The sequence below is a fragment of the Chitinophaga sp. SYP-B3965 genome (genome assembly GCF_009647655.1).
In the GTDB taxonomy this organism is placed as follows: Bacteria; Bacteroidota; Bacteroidia; order Chitinophagales; family Chitinophagaceae; genus Chitinophaga.
In genome coordinates this window covers 567139-586054 of record NZ_WJFD01000002.1, presented here as the reverse complement: position 1 = coordinate 586054, position 18916 = coordinate 567139, and the positions used below count along the sequence as shown (strand labels likewise).

General features: G+C 45.8%; 7 protein-coding genes. 3 read left to right on the top strand and 4 right to left on the bottom strand.

What is annotated here, in order from left to right; translation table 11 throughout:
* Window positions 1–22: 22 nt before the first annotated feature.
* Together GFS24_RS16550 and GFS24_RS16545 are read right to left on the bottom strand one after the other, a co-directional pair.
* The gene (locus GFS24_RS16550) at window positions 23–1033 is read right to left on the bottom strand and encodes a PorP/SprF family type IX secretion system membrane protein (protein WP_153661148.1); all 1011 of its coding nucleotides are present in this window, start codon (window positions 1031–1033) and stop codon (window positions 23–25) included.
* 135 nt (window positions 1034–1168) lie between these two features.
* Entirely contained in the window at window positions 1169–11140 is a 9972-nt protein-coding gene (locus GFS24_RS16545) for a gliding motility-associated C-terminal domain-containing protein (protein ID WP_153661146.1), read from the bottom strand.
* A gap of 748 nt (window positions 11141–11888) precedes the next feature.
* Between GFS24_RS16545 and GFS24_RS16540 the strand changes: the two genes are divergently transcribed.
* From GFS24_RS16540 to GFS24_RS16530, 3 genes are all read left to right on the top strand, one after another.
* Window positions 11889–14459: an NACHT domain-containing NTPase gene (locus GFS24_RS16540; RefSeq protein WP_153661144.1), complete on the top strand. Its 2571-nt coding sequence runs from the start codon at window positions 11889–11891 to the stop codon at window positions 14457–14459.
* Window positions 14460–14549: 90 nt separating this feature from the next.
* The gene (locus GFS24_RS16535) at window positions 14550–15458 is read left to right on the top strand and encodes a transglutaminase domain-containing protein (RefSeq protein WP_153661142.1); all 909 of its coding nucleotides are present in this window, start codon (window positions 14550–14552) and stop codon (window positions 15456–15458) included.
* A gap of 36 nt (window positions 15459–15494) precedes the next feature.
* Window positions 15495–15968 carry a Dps family protein gene (locus GFS24_RS16530; protein ID WP_153661140.1) on the top strand — a complete coding sequence of 158 codons (474 nt, stop codon included), beginning with the start codon at window positions 15495–15497 and terminating at the stop codon, window positions 15966–15968.
* A gap of 380 nt (window positions 15969–16348) precedes the next feature.
* Here GFS24_RS16530 and GFS24_RS16525 read toward each other — a convergent pair whose 3' ends face one another.
* Window positions 16349–17833, bottom strand: a complete 1485-nt coding sequence (locus GFS24_RS16525; protein WP_153661138.1) for an OmpA family protein — start codon at window positions 17831–17833, stop codon at window positions 16349–16351.
* A gap of 133 nt (window positions 17834–17966) precedes the next feature.
* Window positions 17967–18821 carry an alpha/beta fold hydrolase gene (locus tag GFS24_RS16520; RefSeq protein ID WP_153661136.1) on the bottom strand — a complete coding sequence of 285 codons (855 nt, stop codon included), beginning with the start codon at window positions 18819–18821 and terminating at the stop codon, window positions 17967–17969.
* Window positions 18822–18916 lie beyond the last annotated feature (95 nt).

Below are 18916 nucleotides of genomic sequence, written 5' to 3'. Positions count from 1 at the left end.
AGTTCATCATTTGATGTTACGATTATAACCTCGGACAGATAAAATATTCCGGCTGCATGATTCTGCGTTTGCGGCCGATAAAGGATAAAGAAAGTTCAAATGCATTGCTGCCGGTGGTTAACCTCCGGAGGTTGGAAGTATTCGCATCATAACTTAATCCCAGTGTGAAGCTCTTATAGCTGAACCCTGCAAACGGAGACACTGCATCATTAAACCGGTAGTTAGCCCCCAGCAGAAGATCAAACTCGGGATTCACCCTGATCTGGGAATATACCCCCGCTACAATTTCTTCCGCATTCCCCTGGCGCATGTACAATCCATGCGGTGTAAGGTTCACCATGTCTGTTATCTTGATCCGGGAACCACCATGTGCCGTGTAACGGATAGGTAATGATTTGGATTCTTTATTCTCTGCAATAAATGGATCTTCCGGTTGTGTGAGATGCGCACCTGCAAAACCAATAAAAGGATTGAAGCGATGATTGGGGTTACCATCAAATAACATAAGCCCCGCGTTTGCATCAAACACCGTAGAAGAAGTAGCACGTAAAGTTTCACCGGATGGAATATTGGGATCAAACCCCATCACCGGATTATACTGGCTGCCCAGCTGGAATTTAGACTGGTCTACTCTTCTGTTGATCACCCCTGCCTGGATACCTGCTACCAGCCGGGTGGTACCATTCTTACCCATCTTCACACCACTATACGAAACAGTGGCCATTGCATTGAAATAATTGTATCCCGCTTCTCCTGCAGACATATTCAACGCAGTAATACCAAGCCCCACGTTCTTTTCTGTCGCTGCATCAAATGATACACCTGCAGTAGAATAAGGTGTGCCGAAATTAGCCCACTGATTACGATAGTTGCCCGTGAGCCTGTAATCACCATCAATCACTCCTGCCAGTGCAGGATTCAGCCAGAGCGGGTAGGCATAATATTGTGCGAAGTGTGGATCAACCTGTGCCATTACCGGTTTTACATATAACGTGCACAATGAAAGCACAGCTATTAAAATTTTACTCTTCATAGGAAGAAAATTTTTCGAGTTTTGGAATAGGCCGGAATGAAGGGTTACTTCATTCCGGCATTTATTGCTTGCCTGGTTTATTTGGGTTATTTGATAACCGCAATCTCTGACGATCGCTTTATCAGACGATCATACTTACCGCACGATCGTAATAGTTCCTCGTTTACTCACTGTTGTACCATCTTGCAGCGAAGCTCTCAGGATGTAGTTGTACACGCCAACCGGTTGTTTTTTACCGCTCATCGTACCATCCCATCCACGGCCCTTGTCTTTGGATTCAAATACCAGCTGACCCCACTGGTTGAAGATCCTGATCTCCATCGTTGCAATGGTAGTACCATATACAAGGAGCACATCATTCAATCCATCAGCATTCGGCGTGAAGGCATTTGGTACAAAGATGGCGTTACCCGCAGGGTTATCTGTTCCACCACCTCCCTGGAACCATGCGCTGTTAGCACATTCTGTGGCGCCAATGGACATTACCTGTAAAGTGATCGTTTGGTTTGGCAGCAGATTTACCACTGTATGCGTTGTACCGGTGAGACCGGAACTTGGTTGTGTAAATGTGATACCACCATCAGCAGATACCCTGTAACCCAATGCACCTGGAATAGCATTCCACTGGAAGGTGACGGATGTAGGTGTTTTAGTAGCTACTGATACTGTTGGTGCAGGTAATACGGAATAGATATTAATAGTGATCGGCGTACGGGTAGTACTCATGCAACCACCATTAAATCCGGCTGCCGCATAATAAGTGGTAGCAGTTTTAAGTCCTGGTGTTCTGAACACCGGTCCTGTGAATACCGCTGTACCACCTGTTGCTGTAGTGTACCAGCTAAAGATGAGACCTGCCTGTGCAGAAGATGCTCTCAGTGTTGCACTGCTGTCAGGACAAACTGTATTAGCATCTGCCGTTACCAGCGGAGCACCCGGAACAGGAGCTATTGTAGCTGTACCTTTCGCTCTGCCCGCACTTGCGCAACCTCCTCCAATCAATGCTTCCACATACACATCCATATTTGCGGTGAGGTTACCTGTAGTATAACTGGTACCATTTGCCAGGAGTACATTACCTCCCGTAGCTGCATCATACCAGCGGTAAGTAACATTCGCCGTTGGATTCTGTACGTTGAAGGTGGCAGTAGTTCCGGTACAAACCGTTACCGCGCCACTGTTTACAAGTACCGGATTACCTGGCGCATCTGCAGGAATTAATATTACCTGTGCACGTCCATTGCTGACACAAGTACCACCAGGTAAGCTCGCTTCCAGGTATACGGTATCTCTTGTATTCAATGGATCTGCTGTTGAATAAGCAGTACCGGTAAAGAGTAAAGTACCACCGATCGGCGCATCGTACCAACGATATTGCAGATTAGCATTCACATTCTGCACACTCACCGTTGGACGGTTACCGCGGCACACTGTTACTTCTGCTGGTGCAGCAGGAACTGCCGGACCATTTGTTACTGTAACGCTCACCCTTGTGCGGGTAACGCTGGCGCAATTGCTACCATTGATGGCTGCAACATAGTAATCCTTATTGGCAGAAAGTGCCGGTGTTATAAAGTCTGGTGAAGAAGAAACAATTGTACCACCTGTTGCTGCATCATACCAGCGGTAAGTAAGGCCCGGTTGCGGATTCACCACATGCAGCTCTGCCGTGTTGCCGATACAAACCGTTTTAGTGGTTGCATCTACCGTTACTGCCGGAGGCGCAGGATTCACAACTATCGTTACTGGCGTTCTGCCTGCACTGCTGCAAATGCCGCTGGAAGCTTCCACATAATAAGTAATAGTAGAAGTAACACCTGTTGGAGCAAAGCTTACACCTTGTGCCAATCTGTTACCACCAGCTGCTGCATCATACCAGCTATAAGTAAGACCAGCTCCCGGACTTTGTATGGAAAGGCTCACAGCATCTCCCTGGCAGATTGTTGTACTACCTAATACAACCGGTAAAGTTGGTGCATCTGTTACCGCAACATCCACACGTGTCATCGTAGCACTGGCACATCCGCCAGCACTTACTGCTTCCACAAAGTAACTGCTCGCAGCCACTTGTACTCCTGTTAAGAATACAGCACCGGTGAACAGTTTATTACCACCAGGTGCATCATACCAGTTGTACGTTACACCACCCAGTGGATCCGTTACTCTCAATGTAGCCTGTGCACCGCGACAGACAGTAACATTTGCAGATTCCACTGTTGGTGGATTCAGCGTAGTTACCACACTCACCCTTGCAATCGCACGGCTGGTACTTGGACAATTACCTGTGCCCACAGCTTCTACAAAGAAGGTAGCGCTATCCAGCAATGCAGCTGTAACATAAGTAGCCCCTGTATGTAATAAAGTACCGCCTGTTGCTGCACTATACCAATTATAAGTAATACCTGCTACAGGATTTTGTATGGAAAGGGTAGCCTGCTGATTGCGGCAGGTTATCTTAAGACTATCTGCCAATACAGGAACAGCCGGTGTTGAATTCACATTCACAACTGCCTGTATCCTTCCACCACCATTCGGACAACCACCTGCTGTGCTGGTAGCTTCCACATAATAAATAGTAGTAGTACTTAATGATGGTGTGATGAATTGCGCACCTGTACCTGCTGGCGTACCACCTGACTGAACAGTGTACCAGTTGATGGTAATACCTGTAGTAGCAGACGTTACACGTAAAGTGGCGCTGGTACCGGAACAGATGGTAAGGTTACCTGATTCCAGAACAGGATCAGATGGCGCCGTACTCACAGTAACAACAACCGGTATACGAACTGCTGATCCGCAACTTCCATTATATGCTTCTGCATAGTAAGTAGTATTGGTCGTCAGCGCACCTGTTATAAACAAGCTATCCAGCGAAACGGCTGTGCCACCTGTTGCACTGAGGAACCAACGGATCGTATGTGTTGGATCAACCGCACGGGCACGCAAGATTGCACTGTTACCAGCACAGATTGCCGTATCACCACTCAGAATTTGTGGAGACTGTGGAACCGTGAGTACCTGTATCGTAGCTGATGTACGGATCGGGTTAGCGCAATTCGTAGATGCACGGAAACTTTCTGCATAGTAAGTGGTAGTAACATTCAGTACTGGTGTAGTAAATACTTTACCAGTGAATACTGGTGTACCACCTGTTGGTACAGTGTACCATCTTACCGTAGTACTATCAGATGCAGTAGCTGTTAAAGTAGCCTGCGCACCTGCGCATACAGTTGAATTATCAACCGTTACCGTTGGCGAAGCCAGGATACGGTTGGCATATTGAATGTTCACACTGGTGAGCAAAGTAGCAAGACCCGTAACTCTTATTTCAATACGGTCGTATGCAGCGCCTGGTGCAAACAATGCGGCACGTTGATCAGAACCGCCCAGCAGTACCAGTTTCAGGCCAGCTGCATCCAGCGATTTGGTGTCTCCGTTTGAAGTACCACCGTTATAAGAAGTGATCGTGATATTAGAAAGGAGGCTCAGATCTATCAGTCCGGTTGGGAAGGACAATCTTACTTTAACGGTATCACCTGCAGATGCAAGACTGCCGAAATTCATAAAGTAAGAAATACCACCACCTACTATACCCAATGGTATACTCAGGTTCGCAGCGTTTGTGGTGTCATTATCCACGGAATTATCCGGATTATTTACAGCACACAATACGCAAAGGCCGAAAGTACTGTTGGTTTGTGCATTCGCGAAATCGCAACCCGGGTTAAAGTTCCTGTTCACTAACACTGTAGCGCCTGTACGTGCACTGGCACAACCAGCTGCTGCTACCGCTTCTACAAAGTAGCGGGTGTTATTGGTCAGTACCGGCGTAGTGAATACAGCACCTGTAAAGATAGGCGTAGTGCTCAGCGAATCCAGGAACCAACGGTAAGTTGCACCTGGCGAAGCAGAGGTAGCTGTTAAGGTGGCAGTTTGTCCATATTCCACCAAACCACTTGCAGGATTAATGCTGATACCTGGTTTGATCGGAACTTCATTCACGGTTACCGTTACCATTTTTGCAGCAGCGCTCACACACTGTCCATTTACTGCCACAACGAAATAAGAAGTGGTAGTTGTTAAGGCTGGTGTGGTAAAGGATGCGCCGGTAAACAGTAAATTATCCATGGCTGCACTGGAGTACCAGTTAAAGGTAACACCCGGTGTAGCAGAAGTTGCAGTAAGCGTTGTCATGTTACCAGCACAAATTGTAGCACTTGGTGGTGTTACATCTGGTGTAGCTGGTCTTGCTGTAATATTTACCTGTACTGCTGTACGGGTAGTGCTTGCACAACCACCACTGGATACAGTTTCTGCATAATAGATCGCAGAGCTGTCCAGCGCAGCAGTGATAAATGTATCTCCTGTGAATATTGGTGTACCACCTGTTTGTTGTGCATACCAGCGGAAGGTAGCACCAGCAGGAGCCGTGGCTTTAATAGTTGCCGTAGTACCTGCACAGGTATTCACAGTAACATTATCTAATGTTGGAGCAGCAGGTGCACCCGTGATCTTAACAACTGCTTTTGTCCTGATCGGATTCGGGCAATTGATAGATGCTTTCACCGCTTCCACATAGAAGGCTGTATCTGTAGATACTGGTCCTGATTGGAAAGTGGTACCAGTGAACAATGGTGTACCACCAGTTGCCTGGCTATACCAGCGGAAGATAGTATTGGTCCTTGGCGCTACAGCAATCGTTGCTGTACTGCCCACACAAGTATTCACCGTATCCGGTGTTACATCCGGAACTGGTATGAAGCGTTGTGCAAAATGAATATTGGCCGCGCTGATGGCAGTAGCCAAACCAGCATTCATACGGATCTCTACCCTGTCGAATATAGCAGACGGTGCAAATGTTACAATCGCCTGTTGATTACCTGGCAACAGTTGCAGGTTAAGCAAACCGCCACCGGTAAGGGTAGCCCTGTCATTATTATATTGCGCACCATTGTATGTAGCAATATCCACACTACCCAGTAATGCAGCATCTGCAAGAGAAGCAGGGAAAGACATTACCAGTCTTACACTGTCTCCCTGGTCACTTGGATTCGGGAAGATGAGTGTTTGCTGTGCATAACCACCTAACAGTCCTGCTACTATATGAATAGTAGAGAAAGTAGTAGTGCTGGCATCAATGGCAGATGCCTGGTTATCTACATAACATCCTAAACAGATACCATTCACATTGCTCGTTTGTGCCGTTGCAATATCACAAGGCGCATCCGGATTCGTGATCTGCACAGTGGCAATCACCGGTATCCTTTGTGCACTGGCACAACCAGTAGAAGTAGTAGCTTCCACATAATAAGTGGTGGTAGCATTTAATGGAGGTGTAGTGAAGCTTGTGCCGGTAAACAATGCTGTTCCGCCACTTGGTACACTATACCATTTGTAGGTGTATGCAGCGTTTGGCGTATTTACATTAAAGGTAGCCGTGCCACCTTGTGGAATAGTAATGTTGTTGGAAGTAACCGAAACGCTCGCCAACCCAACTTTCACAAATACAGGCTTGCGGGTTTCGCTGGCACATCCTGTACCGGAAACTGCTGATACATAATATACTCCATCTGCTGTAATAGCAGGTGTTGTATAACTGGCACCAGTGAATAATAAATTCCCGCCGGAAGGAGCATCATACCAGGTAAACGTAGCGCCGGCCGGGAAGTTGGCATTCAGCGTGGCCGTTTGCCCACTACATACATTCACGGTATCTGAAACCACTTTCGCCATTGGCGTGATCTGCTGCACATAGAACAGGTTAACCTCAGTAAGAGCCGTAGCAACACCAGTGATCCTGAACTCTACTTCATCAAATACCTGCGAAGGCACAAATGAAATTACCTGCCGTGCACCACCATCCAGTAATTGCAGGCTAAGCAGCCCACTATTAACAGGCCTTACATCTGCAGCATTTTCAACACCATTATTACGTGGCCGGATGGAAACATTCCCCAGCAAAGCAAGATTCAGTAAGCCGGTAGTAGATCCTACCACAATACGCAAACTATCACCTACAGAACTTTCATGGCCAAAAGTGAGTGTTTGTTGCACACCACCTAACAAGCCAACTGGTACATGTAACCTGGAAGATGTTTGCGGATTATCATCCACAGACAGTTCTGGTGTATTCACGGCACACAGTAAACAAAGCAATCCAACAGTACCGTTTGTTTGTGTAATACCTCTGCCACAAGAGAGATCAGGACTACCCGGACCAACTCTTACTGTAACAGGAACGGCAGTACGGATATAACTCTTCAGACCATCCGGTGTAGACGCTTCCACATAGAATGTTCTGTCACCTATCAGGACAGGTGTATTGAAAGTAGCACCTGTAAACAGTGGCGTGCCTCCTGTTGGAGTATCATACCAGCTGAAAGTAGCACCTGGAATACGAATAGAAGCAGTGAGTGTTGTATCACTACCAAATGGAACAACGATAGGAGCAGGCGGAGTAACCGTTACAGGAATAAAGGCCGCTGCTTCATAAATATTGAGGTTAGTTAATCCTGAAACAAGACCGGTAAGATCTACCTGTGCAGCATCAAATCCGCTGTTAACAGGAATGGTTACACGGAATTTACCTACACTGCCCGTTGGATCAAGACCCAGGGCCTGTAGATTGATCAGGTTATTATCTAAAGTGATTGCGTCATTATTAGGAACACCACCATTAAAGGTTTGTACCCTGATGCCGGAAAGCAGTTGCCCACTGAGCAATTGGCTCGGTACTCCTAATGTAAAGGAGATACTATCCAATGCCTGGTAAGTACCAGGGAACTTCAGCAACTGACCAACAGAGCCAGCCACACCAACAGTGATCACTTCTGTGGAAGCTGTAGTAGTATCACCATCTACAGCGCGGTTTGGATTTTGCACACTGCAACCCAGGCAAATACCACCAATGATGGGACTTGTCTGCTGATCCGCATACGTCCATAATGGGCCAGGGCCACCACTTACAGTAACCGGAGCAGCTGTACGTACAAAGCTGGTTTTACCATCTGGTGTAGCAGCTTCTGCATAATAAGTTTTACCGCGGGTTAATGGAGGTGTGGTAAAGCTGGCGGTTGTGCCTAAAGCAGTTCCACCGGTTGGCGTATCATACCAGGTATAAGTTGCACCGGGTGCTCTGACACTGGCCGTCATGGTAGCAGTTGTACCAGATGGGATCACAGGAGCAGGTGGTGTAATAACTATTGGCATGAAGGCAACGGCTTCGTATATACGTAATGCCCCTAATCCTGCAAGTGCTGCAGTGGTACCAATTTTCACACCATCAAATGCACTGTTCACAGGAATAGTGATACGGAATTTACCTGTTGTGCCCACACCAAATCCTAACGCCTGCAAACGCACCGCATTATTATCCAGCGTAATGGCATCCGGGTTAGGCGTACTGCCATTATACGTTTGCACAGTAATACCGGCCAGCAATTGTCCATTGAACAATTGGTTCGGTACTTCAAGGTCCAGTGCTATACTGTCCAGTGCCTGGTAGGTACCAGGGAAGTGAATGATCTGGGATATGCCACCCAGCGCACCAATTGTCATGTTGAGCAAAGAAGAAGTGTTTGGATTACCATCCACTGCATTGGCAGCATCTTGTACATTACAGCCAAGACAAATACCTGTGATCTGTGGACTTTCTTCTCTGTCGCCATACGTCCATAACGGTCCTGCGCCACCACCAACATTAACGGTGGCCAGTGTACGAACGTAACTTGTTTTACCATCAGGTGTGGCAGCTTCCACATAATACTTCGTCTGACGAGTGAGGTTGGGGGTAACGAACGATGGACCGCTGAAAACAGCAGAACCGCCCGTTGGGGTTGTGTACCAGTTTAAAGTTGCACTGGATAAACGGTTGGCGCCATTGATGGTGGCCGTAGTACCGTAAGGAATTGTTTGTGTAGCCGGGTTAACTGTTACTGGCACCATGGCGGTTGCCTCATAGATCTGCAAACTGCTCAGGCCACCCAGAACAGGTGCAAGAGAAACCTGCACCGCATCAAAAGCTGCAGTGGCAGGAAGTGTGATCCTGAATTTCCCGGTATTGCCTACAGCGATACCCAGTAATTGTGCATTGCCTAAGGCAGTGTTGAATGCAGTCGCATCATTATTAGAAGTAGCACCGTTAAATGTTTCTATGCGAATGCTGGAAAGTAATTGCCCGGATAAAAGTTGTCCTGCCGGAATAGCGAGGTCCAGTATAATACTATCCAGCGCCTGGTAATTTCCAGGGAAGCGGATCAATTGTCCCGCTGAACTTAATGCGCCTAAAGGAATACTAACCGTTGAAGCAGTTGTAGTATCTCCATCTATTGCCAGCAAAGGGTTCTGTACACTACAGGCTATACAAACACCAGTGAGTTTAGGGCTTTCCTGCGTATCACCATAACTCCATAACGGACCATCACTGCCTCCTAATCTAACAGGAACTACTGTGCGTTTAAAACTTTTTAAACCATCCGGCGTAGCAGCTTCTACATAATAAGTAGTGCTGCGTGTAAGTGCCGGGGTGGCAAAAGAAGCACCTGTAGCAACAGGAGCACCTCCCGTTGGTTGTGTATACCAGCTGAAAGTGGCCCCCGCAGAACGGATAGCAGCACTCAGGTTAGCAGATGTATTATAAGGAATAAGCGCCGGTGAAGGAGTAACAGCTACAGGTATCATAGCAGCTGCTTCATAAACACGCAGGAAACCCAGCTCTGCAAACAATGCATTCAGGTTTACCTGTACACCATCAAAAGTAACAGTGGAAGGAACCACCACACGGAACTTTGAAGTTCCGCCAACACCAAGACCTAATACCTGTAAACGAACAAGCGCATTATCAAGTACAATGGCAGGACCAGCAGCTGCTGCCCCATTGTAAGGTTGTATACTGATACCGGATAATAATTGTTTGGTGTATAACTGGCCGGGCAGTTCAAGGTCCAGCACAATGCTGTCACCGGATTGGTAAATGCCGGGGAATTTGATGAGTTGGCCAACAGAGCTGAGAAGCCCTACCGGCATAGATAACATAGAAGAAGTAGTGGTATCGCCGTCAATGGCATTCTGTGGATCCGTCACCAGGCACAATGCACAAACACCGGAGTTCCGGGGGCTTTGTTGTTCATCACCAAACGTCCACAATAAACCAGGGCCGCCTCCTACATCTACATTGGCTGCAGTTCTGATGAAACTGCTTTTGCTATCCGCAGTAGTGGTAGCTTCTACATAATAATGTTGCACGCCGCGGAAAAGTACGGGTGTGGTGAAAGTACTGCCGGTATATAATAAATTACCGAATTGAGGAGCATCATACCAACGGAAGGTAGCAGCTCCCAGTCTGTGTGATGCATTTAATACAGCAGATTGCCCTGCTGGTGAAACAATAGGATTGGCAGAAGGAGAAACAGTAACCGGCACAACGGCAGTTACTTCATATATATATAATTCGTTCAGGAGACTCGCCAATGAACCGATGGTCACTTCCACTCTGTCGAATGTACCACCGATAGCCATGATAGCTCTCTTCTTTCCGGAAGTGCCGATGCCTGTACCTAAGACTTGCAAAGTACCCAGATCACTGATGTTAACAGTGGTCACTAAGGATGCACCATTAAAAGCCTGTACCCTGATGGAACTTAAAACAGAAGCACTTAATGTACCAGGCACTTCAAAGTCCAGCACCACACTGTCGCCATTTTCATATGTACCCGGGAAGATGATACGCTGGCCCACTCTTGCAGCAAGGCCAATACCAATAGTAATATGGGATGCGGTAGTAAGACTGCCATCATGAGATTGTCCCTGCTGTGTGATATTACAGCCTAAGCAGATCAGCGGCCGGATATCCTCATCACTGATGCCCGGACTCGAAATAGGACCGGCAGCAAAGAAACTGCGTATATCCGAAGGCGTTAAGAAAGCATTTCCCTGTTGATGTAATAATGGAGATCTGCCATACCAGTTTGCTACTGCAGGTGCAGTAGTAATTTCAGTAGTGGGATACCAATATTGCATATGAGAAACAGGAGCGGCGTTTGAAACGTGCGCACGTGTAACTGACCCGGTAAGGAGCCAAATAGCGGTAAGGACAATAAGATTGCGCATAACGCTTCCAGGAGTAACATTTAACCTCATATACAAGGGTTTGGGTTATTATAAAGAATTTAATCGCAGTTTTGAATTACATGTAAAGAAGCACTGACCTGCGTTCTAGCAGGATATGGTTCCATTGAGGCCTATCATTTAGATTGAAAGCATTCACTTGTTCAGGGGCTGTTCATTTCATTTTTGATAGGATACAGTTTTAATAGTTTTGGTTATTCGGTAAGGATAACATTCACGTTATGACACAAAACTAATAGGTGTTATTGTGTAAACGATGTACCATTCTTATTCATTAAAACTGCGAAATGCCACTCTGTTCAAAGTGAATGAATTCTGTTCATTTTGTTCATTTTGAAAGAAATCAAAACAAAGTGTGTTCAATGTGTGTATTGAACACGAACAAGTCTATATATTAGGTAAACAGGCGTCTACTGTCATTAATGGGTCATAACCTTGTGAAAAATCGATAACGATTCACTCTGAATAACACAGTTAGGTATCCTACATGAAATGAATGACGTCTTATACCTGGATTCATTAAGAAGAAAAAAATATCAAAAAAATTATGCTACCATTTATTGCCGTAAGTACCTGATTTTTAGATGTAAATACATCTACGTTCATTGAAATGCAGTCCATTCAGTTTATTCATTTTAAAAAACCGAAATCCGCATGTTCATTTTTCTACGTATCTACACGATTGTACCCGATCCAAATTCATCTTTTTTGTTCCATTAATTGTTCCCTTATGATCGACCTGTCCTACGACTTTATCATTACGTTACAGAATGAGGTGTTACGTCAATTTGGGGTGGACAATCTACAGCCAAACCAATGTAAACACCTTGCACAGGCTATCTTAAATCACACTGGCAAACTTGTTAGTGAGACTACCCTGAAGAGGGTATTTGGCTTTGCGGTTACGCAACATAGCTTCTCACGCTATACCCTCAACACACTCGCACAATACTGCAGGTTCAAAGACTGGGAAGAATTTCAGACGCATTATTATAAGAAAACACTCCGCCCTTCTGCACAAACCACCGATCATTCCAGATGGGCCGATGTAAAAAAACGCGCCGCCGCCGTTTCCCATTATACTTTGCTTACACTAAAGAACCGTTGCGGCGTTCCCTTTGATCATACTGTTCCCCGCCAGTATTGCCTCTCACATATTGAACGTTTCCTGGAAAGCGACTATGCCGCCACGGTGTTCATTGCACCTGCCGGCTGGGGAAAATCAATGGCCCTCGTTCATGCAGCGGAACATTTCTGGTTTGGAAGGGATCCCGTATATCAACAGGATATCTGCTGGTTCATCAATGCCCATGCGGCTGGCAGCCTGTTAGTAAAAGGTTTTTCTTTATCCGCCTGGCTGGATAATCAGCTCAACCTTGGCAACGGAGAAAACTTCCGGGAATACTTCAGCGCCAACGCCCATGAAAAAGGCGGCAGGCTCATCCTTATTATAGATGGCTTTGATGAATTAGCCATGGGCGCTGATAAATTGAAGATGTTGTATAATAAACTGGAGGACTTTGTGTACTCTAACGACCAGCACACCTGGGTAAAAGTGATCCTTTCCATTCGTTCCAGCACATGGGGAGAGGTTTTCCAGCAATCCACACAATACCCGGCATTCCGCAAATACTGGTACCTGGGCCCTGAAATGGATGAGGAAACTAATACGAATATCCCCCTGCTCACAGAACAGGAAGTGAAATCCGTACTCTATAATTGCGAATACGAACCTGCCACCGTAAGATTGTTTTCCGAAAATTTCCTGCAAAAACTGCGGCATCCGTATTACCTGCAATTGTTTTGTCAGCTTAGCAGCACACCGGATCAATCTTTCGTAGATGAAAACCTGAGCCTTTACGAGATCATCTCCCGGTTCATCCAGAACCGCGTTTTCAATTCCCCCAACAATGCCTTTAAAATAAAGATCATTGAAAAACTACTGGTGTTGCTGGACATGGGCAGGGATGGTCTTTATACAGATAAAAGCAAACTGCTCAATCAAAATGCAGATCTCTTCCCCGCTTATAAAGAACTGATAGCGGATAATATACTGGTAGAAGAAAACCTCAGCCAGGAGATCATGTTCAACGTGAAGATCCGCTTTGCACATAATTTCCTGCTGGAATATTTTACCGCCATGCATTTCATTCAGCAACACGGTTCTGAAGTATCTGAAGAAATGGTGCAGACAGTGATGGATTATTTCCCCCAATCACCCTTCCGTATTTCCGTGTTCAAATGGTTAATGCGGTATGCTATCAACAACGATCAGGTGGCGGGTATTCAATACATATTCCAGCAGCCGCTAAGCACAATGGGTAAAGCACATCTGCTGGAATATGTTGTATTACACTACCAGCAGGAAGGCAATCATCAACCACAATTATCAAGGATCTTCCCACCTGGTTATTTTCGCAAGAACCCCATCAGCAATTTCATCAGCGACGATTTCATCCATTTCAAAAAACGGAAGATGCTGAATACCCTGCTGGGTATGGCAGAATCGCCGGAAGACAAACTGAAGATCCGCTGCAACCTTTTTGTAATGGCCTTAATGCAGCTGGATGCAGAACAATGTGAAATAGAACTCGCCAATATCAAAAAGCTCTGTATGGCAGATGATACCGTCATGGCCATGTGGATCAATCCTTACGAAGCGTTCCTCTTTATCTATGAATACCTGAAGTTCGGGATCATGAATGAAGCCGCCCGGGATAAGATCTATCATTATGCTCAATGCTGGAGTTTCCCGGAGAGGCAGCCATTCACCGTAAGCGAAGAAGCTGTTTACCGCGCTATCTGTTTCACCTTCCTGTTACTCGGAGATCCCCAACAGTTACTGAACTTCACACAGCGCTTATTCAAAGAACACCCTTCCATCCTCTATAACAGAACGGATCCTTTCCGCCTCATGATGTTATGCTGGAAAGCACAGGCCCACCTGGATACAGGAGATATTGCCTCTGCCAAAAGGATCAATATCCACGTGGAACGTATCCTGAAATATTACGCGACGGACTTTTTCAATGGGCGCCACCTGGAAACATTGCAAAAGATCATCGCAGCCGGTATCTATTATAAAGAGAATGATTTCAACAAAGCCATCCGTGCAGCAGAGTCTGCCATGGATACCGCCCAAAAACTCGACTTCAAGATTTTCGCCCTCCTTAACTACGGGGTACTTAACCGAATATACCAACACCTTCAAATGGACAAGCAGAAGAAGGACGCATTGCAGAAAATTGAATCCATCCGGGAAAGCACTTCTTTCAAACAGGCTTTACCCCATTTTCTCTGATGCGCATGTGTAAGCCGTACGGAACCTTTAATAAATGTTTAAGGTTTCGTACGGCATAATTGGCATAATTTTGCGGTACTAATCTCCGCAATGCCCATTGACCAAAGCAAATACACAACCTTCCAGCACTTCTTGCTGAACCTGCTGAGCCTGTTGACTTTGCTGCCACTGGCACCCTATATCAACCGGTTCATGCCTGTTATCCAGCTGGGCCAATGGCACATTGACCTCTTCGTTTCTATCCTCATTGCGTTTTTATTTACCCGCATCCTCTTATGGGTCTTCAAACCCCTGATCATTCCCGCTTTTGTACTGGTAGCCGGCGTGATGGTGTTCAATACCCTCACAGGCCGCTATTCTTTTACCAATGTGATCAATGATTACCAGGGTATGGTACAGGGTAACTGGGGTACAAGAGATAGCAAACAGCTGGACATCCTCAGTTTCTATCCCCGTAAAGTGGAAACATATGTAGATAAAACGGTACGGGGCATCCGGGAAAAGATCAATTACCAGGACTCTACCGTACGTAATTTTTCTGTTGAATATTCTGTCGCTAATTTTGATGAATACTGGCCGAAGTACGGGAAGATCGTCCGGTACCTTTCCCTCTGGTCTCATATTAGAAAGAATTTTAAATATGTGAACGACAGCCAGCGGGATGAATACTTTGCCACTCCCATGGAAACGATCCGGAATGGTCTGGGGGGAGATTGTGATGATCACTCTATCCTGGTCGCTTCCTGTTTGCAGTCTATAGGAGCCAGAACACGGATTGTACTGATCAGGGGGCATGCCTATCCGGAACTTTATTGTGGCAATGCACAGGATTTTGAGGTATTAAAGCAGGCAATTGTGCTTTTATTCAACAATCCCCCTGTAAAAGAGTTATATTATCATGAGATGAAAGGAGAGTACTGGATCAACCTGGATTACTCTGCTATGCACCCGGGCGGGCGGTATTTGAATGATAAAGTTTATGCCCTGATCGAATTATAACGCGTCTAAATTTTTTACCCAAAAAACATTATAACCATGAAAGTAAACATTGGAGTAGCCGAGAAGCATTTACAGGAAGTAGCAGAAAAATTGCAGGTATTACTGGCGGATGAACACATCCTTTACACCAAAACCCGCAACTACCACTGGAATGTAGTAGGAGACAATTTTTCTGAGATGCATCTTTTCTTTGAAAAACAGTATGGCGACCTGGCAGAGATCATTGATGAAGTAGCGGAAAGGATCCGTATGATAGGCCATTACAGTACAGGCCGGCTGGTAGATTTCCTGAAACTCACCAACCTGCTGGAACCTGAGTACACCAACAAACAATCCGAGCAGATCAAGAACCTGCTGGATGATCATGAAACCATCATTCGCAATCTTCGGGAATTGATCACTGAATTCAGTGACAAGCAAAAAGACCTTGGCTCCAGTGACTTCGTTACGGGCCTCCTGCGCCAGCATGAGAAAATGGCCTGGATGCTGCGCTCTTATTTATCTAAGTGATTTTTCTATTTGAACTGTTTAAAACCCCGCTCACCGTAAACGGTGAGCGGGGTTTTTTTATTGATTGAATTAAAACCTGCCTTTTTTAATGCCGCAAAAAACACCCCATTTTTTTTATTGCCCTTAAAAAACGCTCCTCTCCGGGCTTTCTTTATTATCTAAATAAAAAACTCCCCCTCTGGGTCAACAATGCATAAGGCCAGCCAACACGCACTAACCAATCAAAAAACTCCTCCTCTGGGCCAACAATGCATAAAACCAGCCAACACGCACTAACCAAATCAAAAAAATCACCTCTTAGCACCAAATACATAAGGCCAGCCAACTTAACGTTGACTGGCCTTTTCTTATAATTGCCTGCCTCGGTAATTTCTCCTGAACTAATCTGCCCCTTTATAAATAATGATCTCCACCCGCCGGTTCTTCTTCCTCCCTTCCGGTGTATCATTTTCTGTAACAGGGTAAGCTTCCCCCATCCCCGCCACATGCCTGATAACCTCACCCAGCCCCTTCTTCTTCAGATAAGCCGCCACAGACATTGCCCGCTTGCGGGAAAGATCAATGTTGTATTCATCCGTCCCCACATTATCCGTATGCCCCAGTAATTGCAGCTGTATAGCTTCTTCCTGTGGTATCTTGAAAATTAAACTATCCAGTGAGTTATACAATTTTGCATTCAGCTCGCTGCTATTGAATTTGAATAATACATCCGGAATTACGAGCGTATCCGGTTTGGGAGGCGGAACCTCTTTCACCGCTACCCGCTCCTGTTGAGGGATGCAAAATTCAAGCGTTACATAAGTATTACCTTCTCTGCCTTCGTCTGTACCCGCATCAAAACGTGGCATAGTATTACCTCTCCCGTCAATAGCCACATCATCATAACTAAATCCGTTCCTGTGCACAAGGATATCCGCAATCTTCCGCGCCGTTTCCAAAGACACCACCTTATTGAAATTATAGGAATCTGACTTCGCAGAATGCCCCGTGATATTTACCTTCATCCCTAAAGCAGGATCATACAACCGGATAACGGAATCCAGCCTGGCAGCAGCCTCTGGCTCCATTCCCCGACCTCTGGCAGTAAAAACCTTTTCGTCCTTTGCTAGGATGGTCACACATTTTACCGGCAATTCAGGCTTTCTCAATGCCTGCTGCATCCGCCAATAGAAAGCAGTAGGAATGGCATGCCGGCGATGTTGCGCATATAATTTCGCTTTGATCGTTTCCGCATTTTCACAAAGCGGCTCCTGTTTTCCTACAGGTGTTATGCTGATGCTGTCTATATAATAATATTCTTTTTTCACACTGAAAGCTCCTTGTTGCAAGCTGCCGATCAATACATACCCATAGTCCTCCGTAGCCGTAAACTCCTGCTGAAGCGTATAAAAATTGATCTCCCCTTTTGTTTCTTTGATCACATCTTTTGCAGTCGTTCTCAAATGATCCAGATCCATCAAAGGCCCTGCGAATTCCTGGAAAATGTAAGTAGTATCAAAATGAATATCCAGTTCAGGAACACCGGGTCCATCTTTCCCGGCTACCAGCGTAATGCGGTACTTGCGGCCCTTTTCTAAAGCACAGAGTAATTGTGTTTGCGCATAGTTGCGTGCCTGATTAGGAGAAGCATATACCAGCCTGATAAAATTATTCCCCGCTACCGTAACCGCATTATACATGTATTCCAGTTTCATACTTTCCGGCGCAACACTTTCCCAGGCCGATGGAGCACAGGGAGCATTATATTCCGTACAAATATTCACATCTTCAAAACTGGGATTAGGGACGAGGTTCTGGCCTTTGCCGTAAGAGAGCAATAGCAATTGAGCGGATATGAATAATATATGCTTCTTCGTTAGGAACATAGGAAAGTGGGACCGGGATTTTGATTTGTATTATAACTGAAAATCAGGCAAAATATTATGTATCAATGGTTTCCTTATAATAGAAAAACCGCCTCAGCACACAGGCGAGGCGGTACAATTTACTGATTATCAATTATTTCTTAAGGAATTCGTCCACTTGAGCAAAGAACCACACCGGTTCATCAAACATAATGAAATGTTTCGCGGTATCCGTGATCACGATCTTCACACTTTTAGCCGGTTTGAATTGCCCTTCCAATCTTTCCTGTGTTACCTGGCGGGTAGCACCATAGTTCCTGTAACCATACCAATCGCCCACCACCAGTATGCGGGAAGTGATGTTTTTCACCAACGGGCGAAGGTCTATAGAGAACAGTTCATACATTACCTGTGCCTGTGTGGGAATATCTGAACGAACCGCCATTTCCGTTACCTGCGCAACTTTCACGCTATCATTCATCATAGTGGGCAACATATATTGCTGGGAACCTTTCACCTGGGCAGGGGTCATATTCTTCATCCCGTTACGGATCTGTGTGGCAATGGCTTTCGCACTATCTTCTGTAATGGTAGGGCTGATACTTAATGCAGGAAGGAAAGGAGCTGAACTTACTATCACCAGGTCTCCCGTAAGAGCCGGATAGTAAATAGCGAGGTTAAGTGCGAGATATCCTCCAAGGCTATGCCCTACAATAACCGGCTTTTTCAGCTGATGTTGTTTGATATAGGCCGCCAGCTGATGGGTGACTTCCTGTAATATACTATCTGCAACAATAGGAGGCTGCCCCGCAAAACCGGGAAGGGTGATGGCATGGCATTCATAATGAGATGCGTAATGGGCAACGGTTTCATCCCAAACGCCACCACCACTGTAAAGGCCGGGGATTAATATCATGGGTTTGCCCTTCCCTGTTACCTTTACACCAAAGGAGGGTTGCTGTGCAAATGTGGTAACAGAAATGAATAGCAGGAAGAAGAGTGTTTTCATATGTTAGATTTATTGAGCAAAGGAACACCTGCCCCCCGGAATGGGAAAACAGGATTGACCATTGAGAGCAGCAACAGGATGAAAAGCCCCCATTC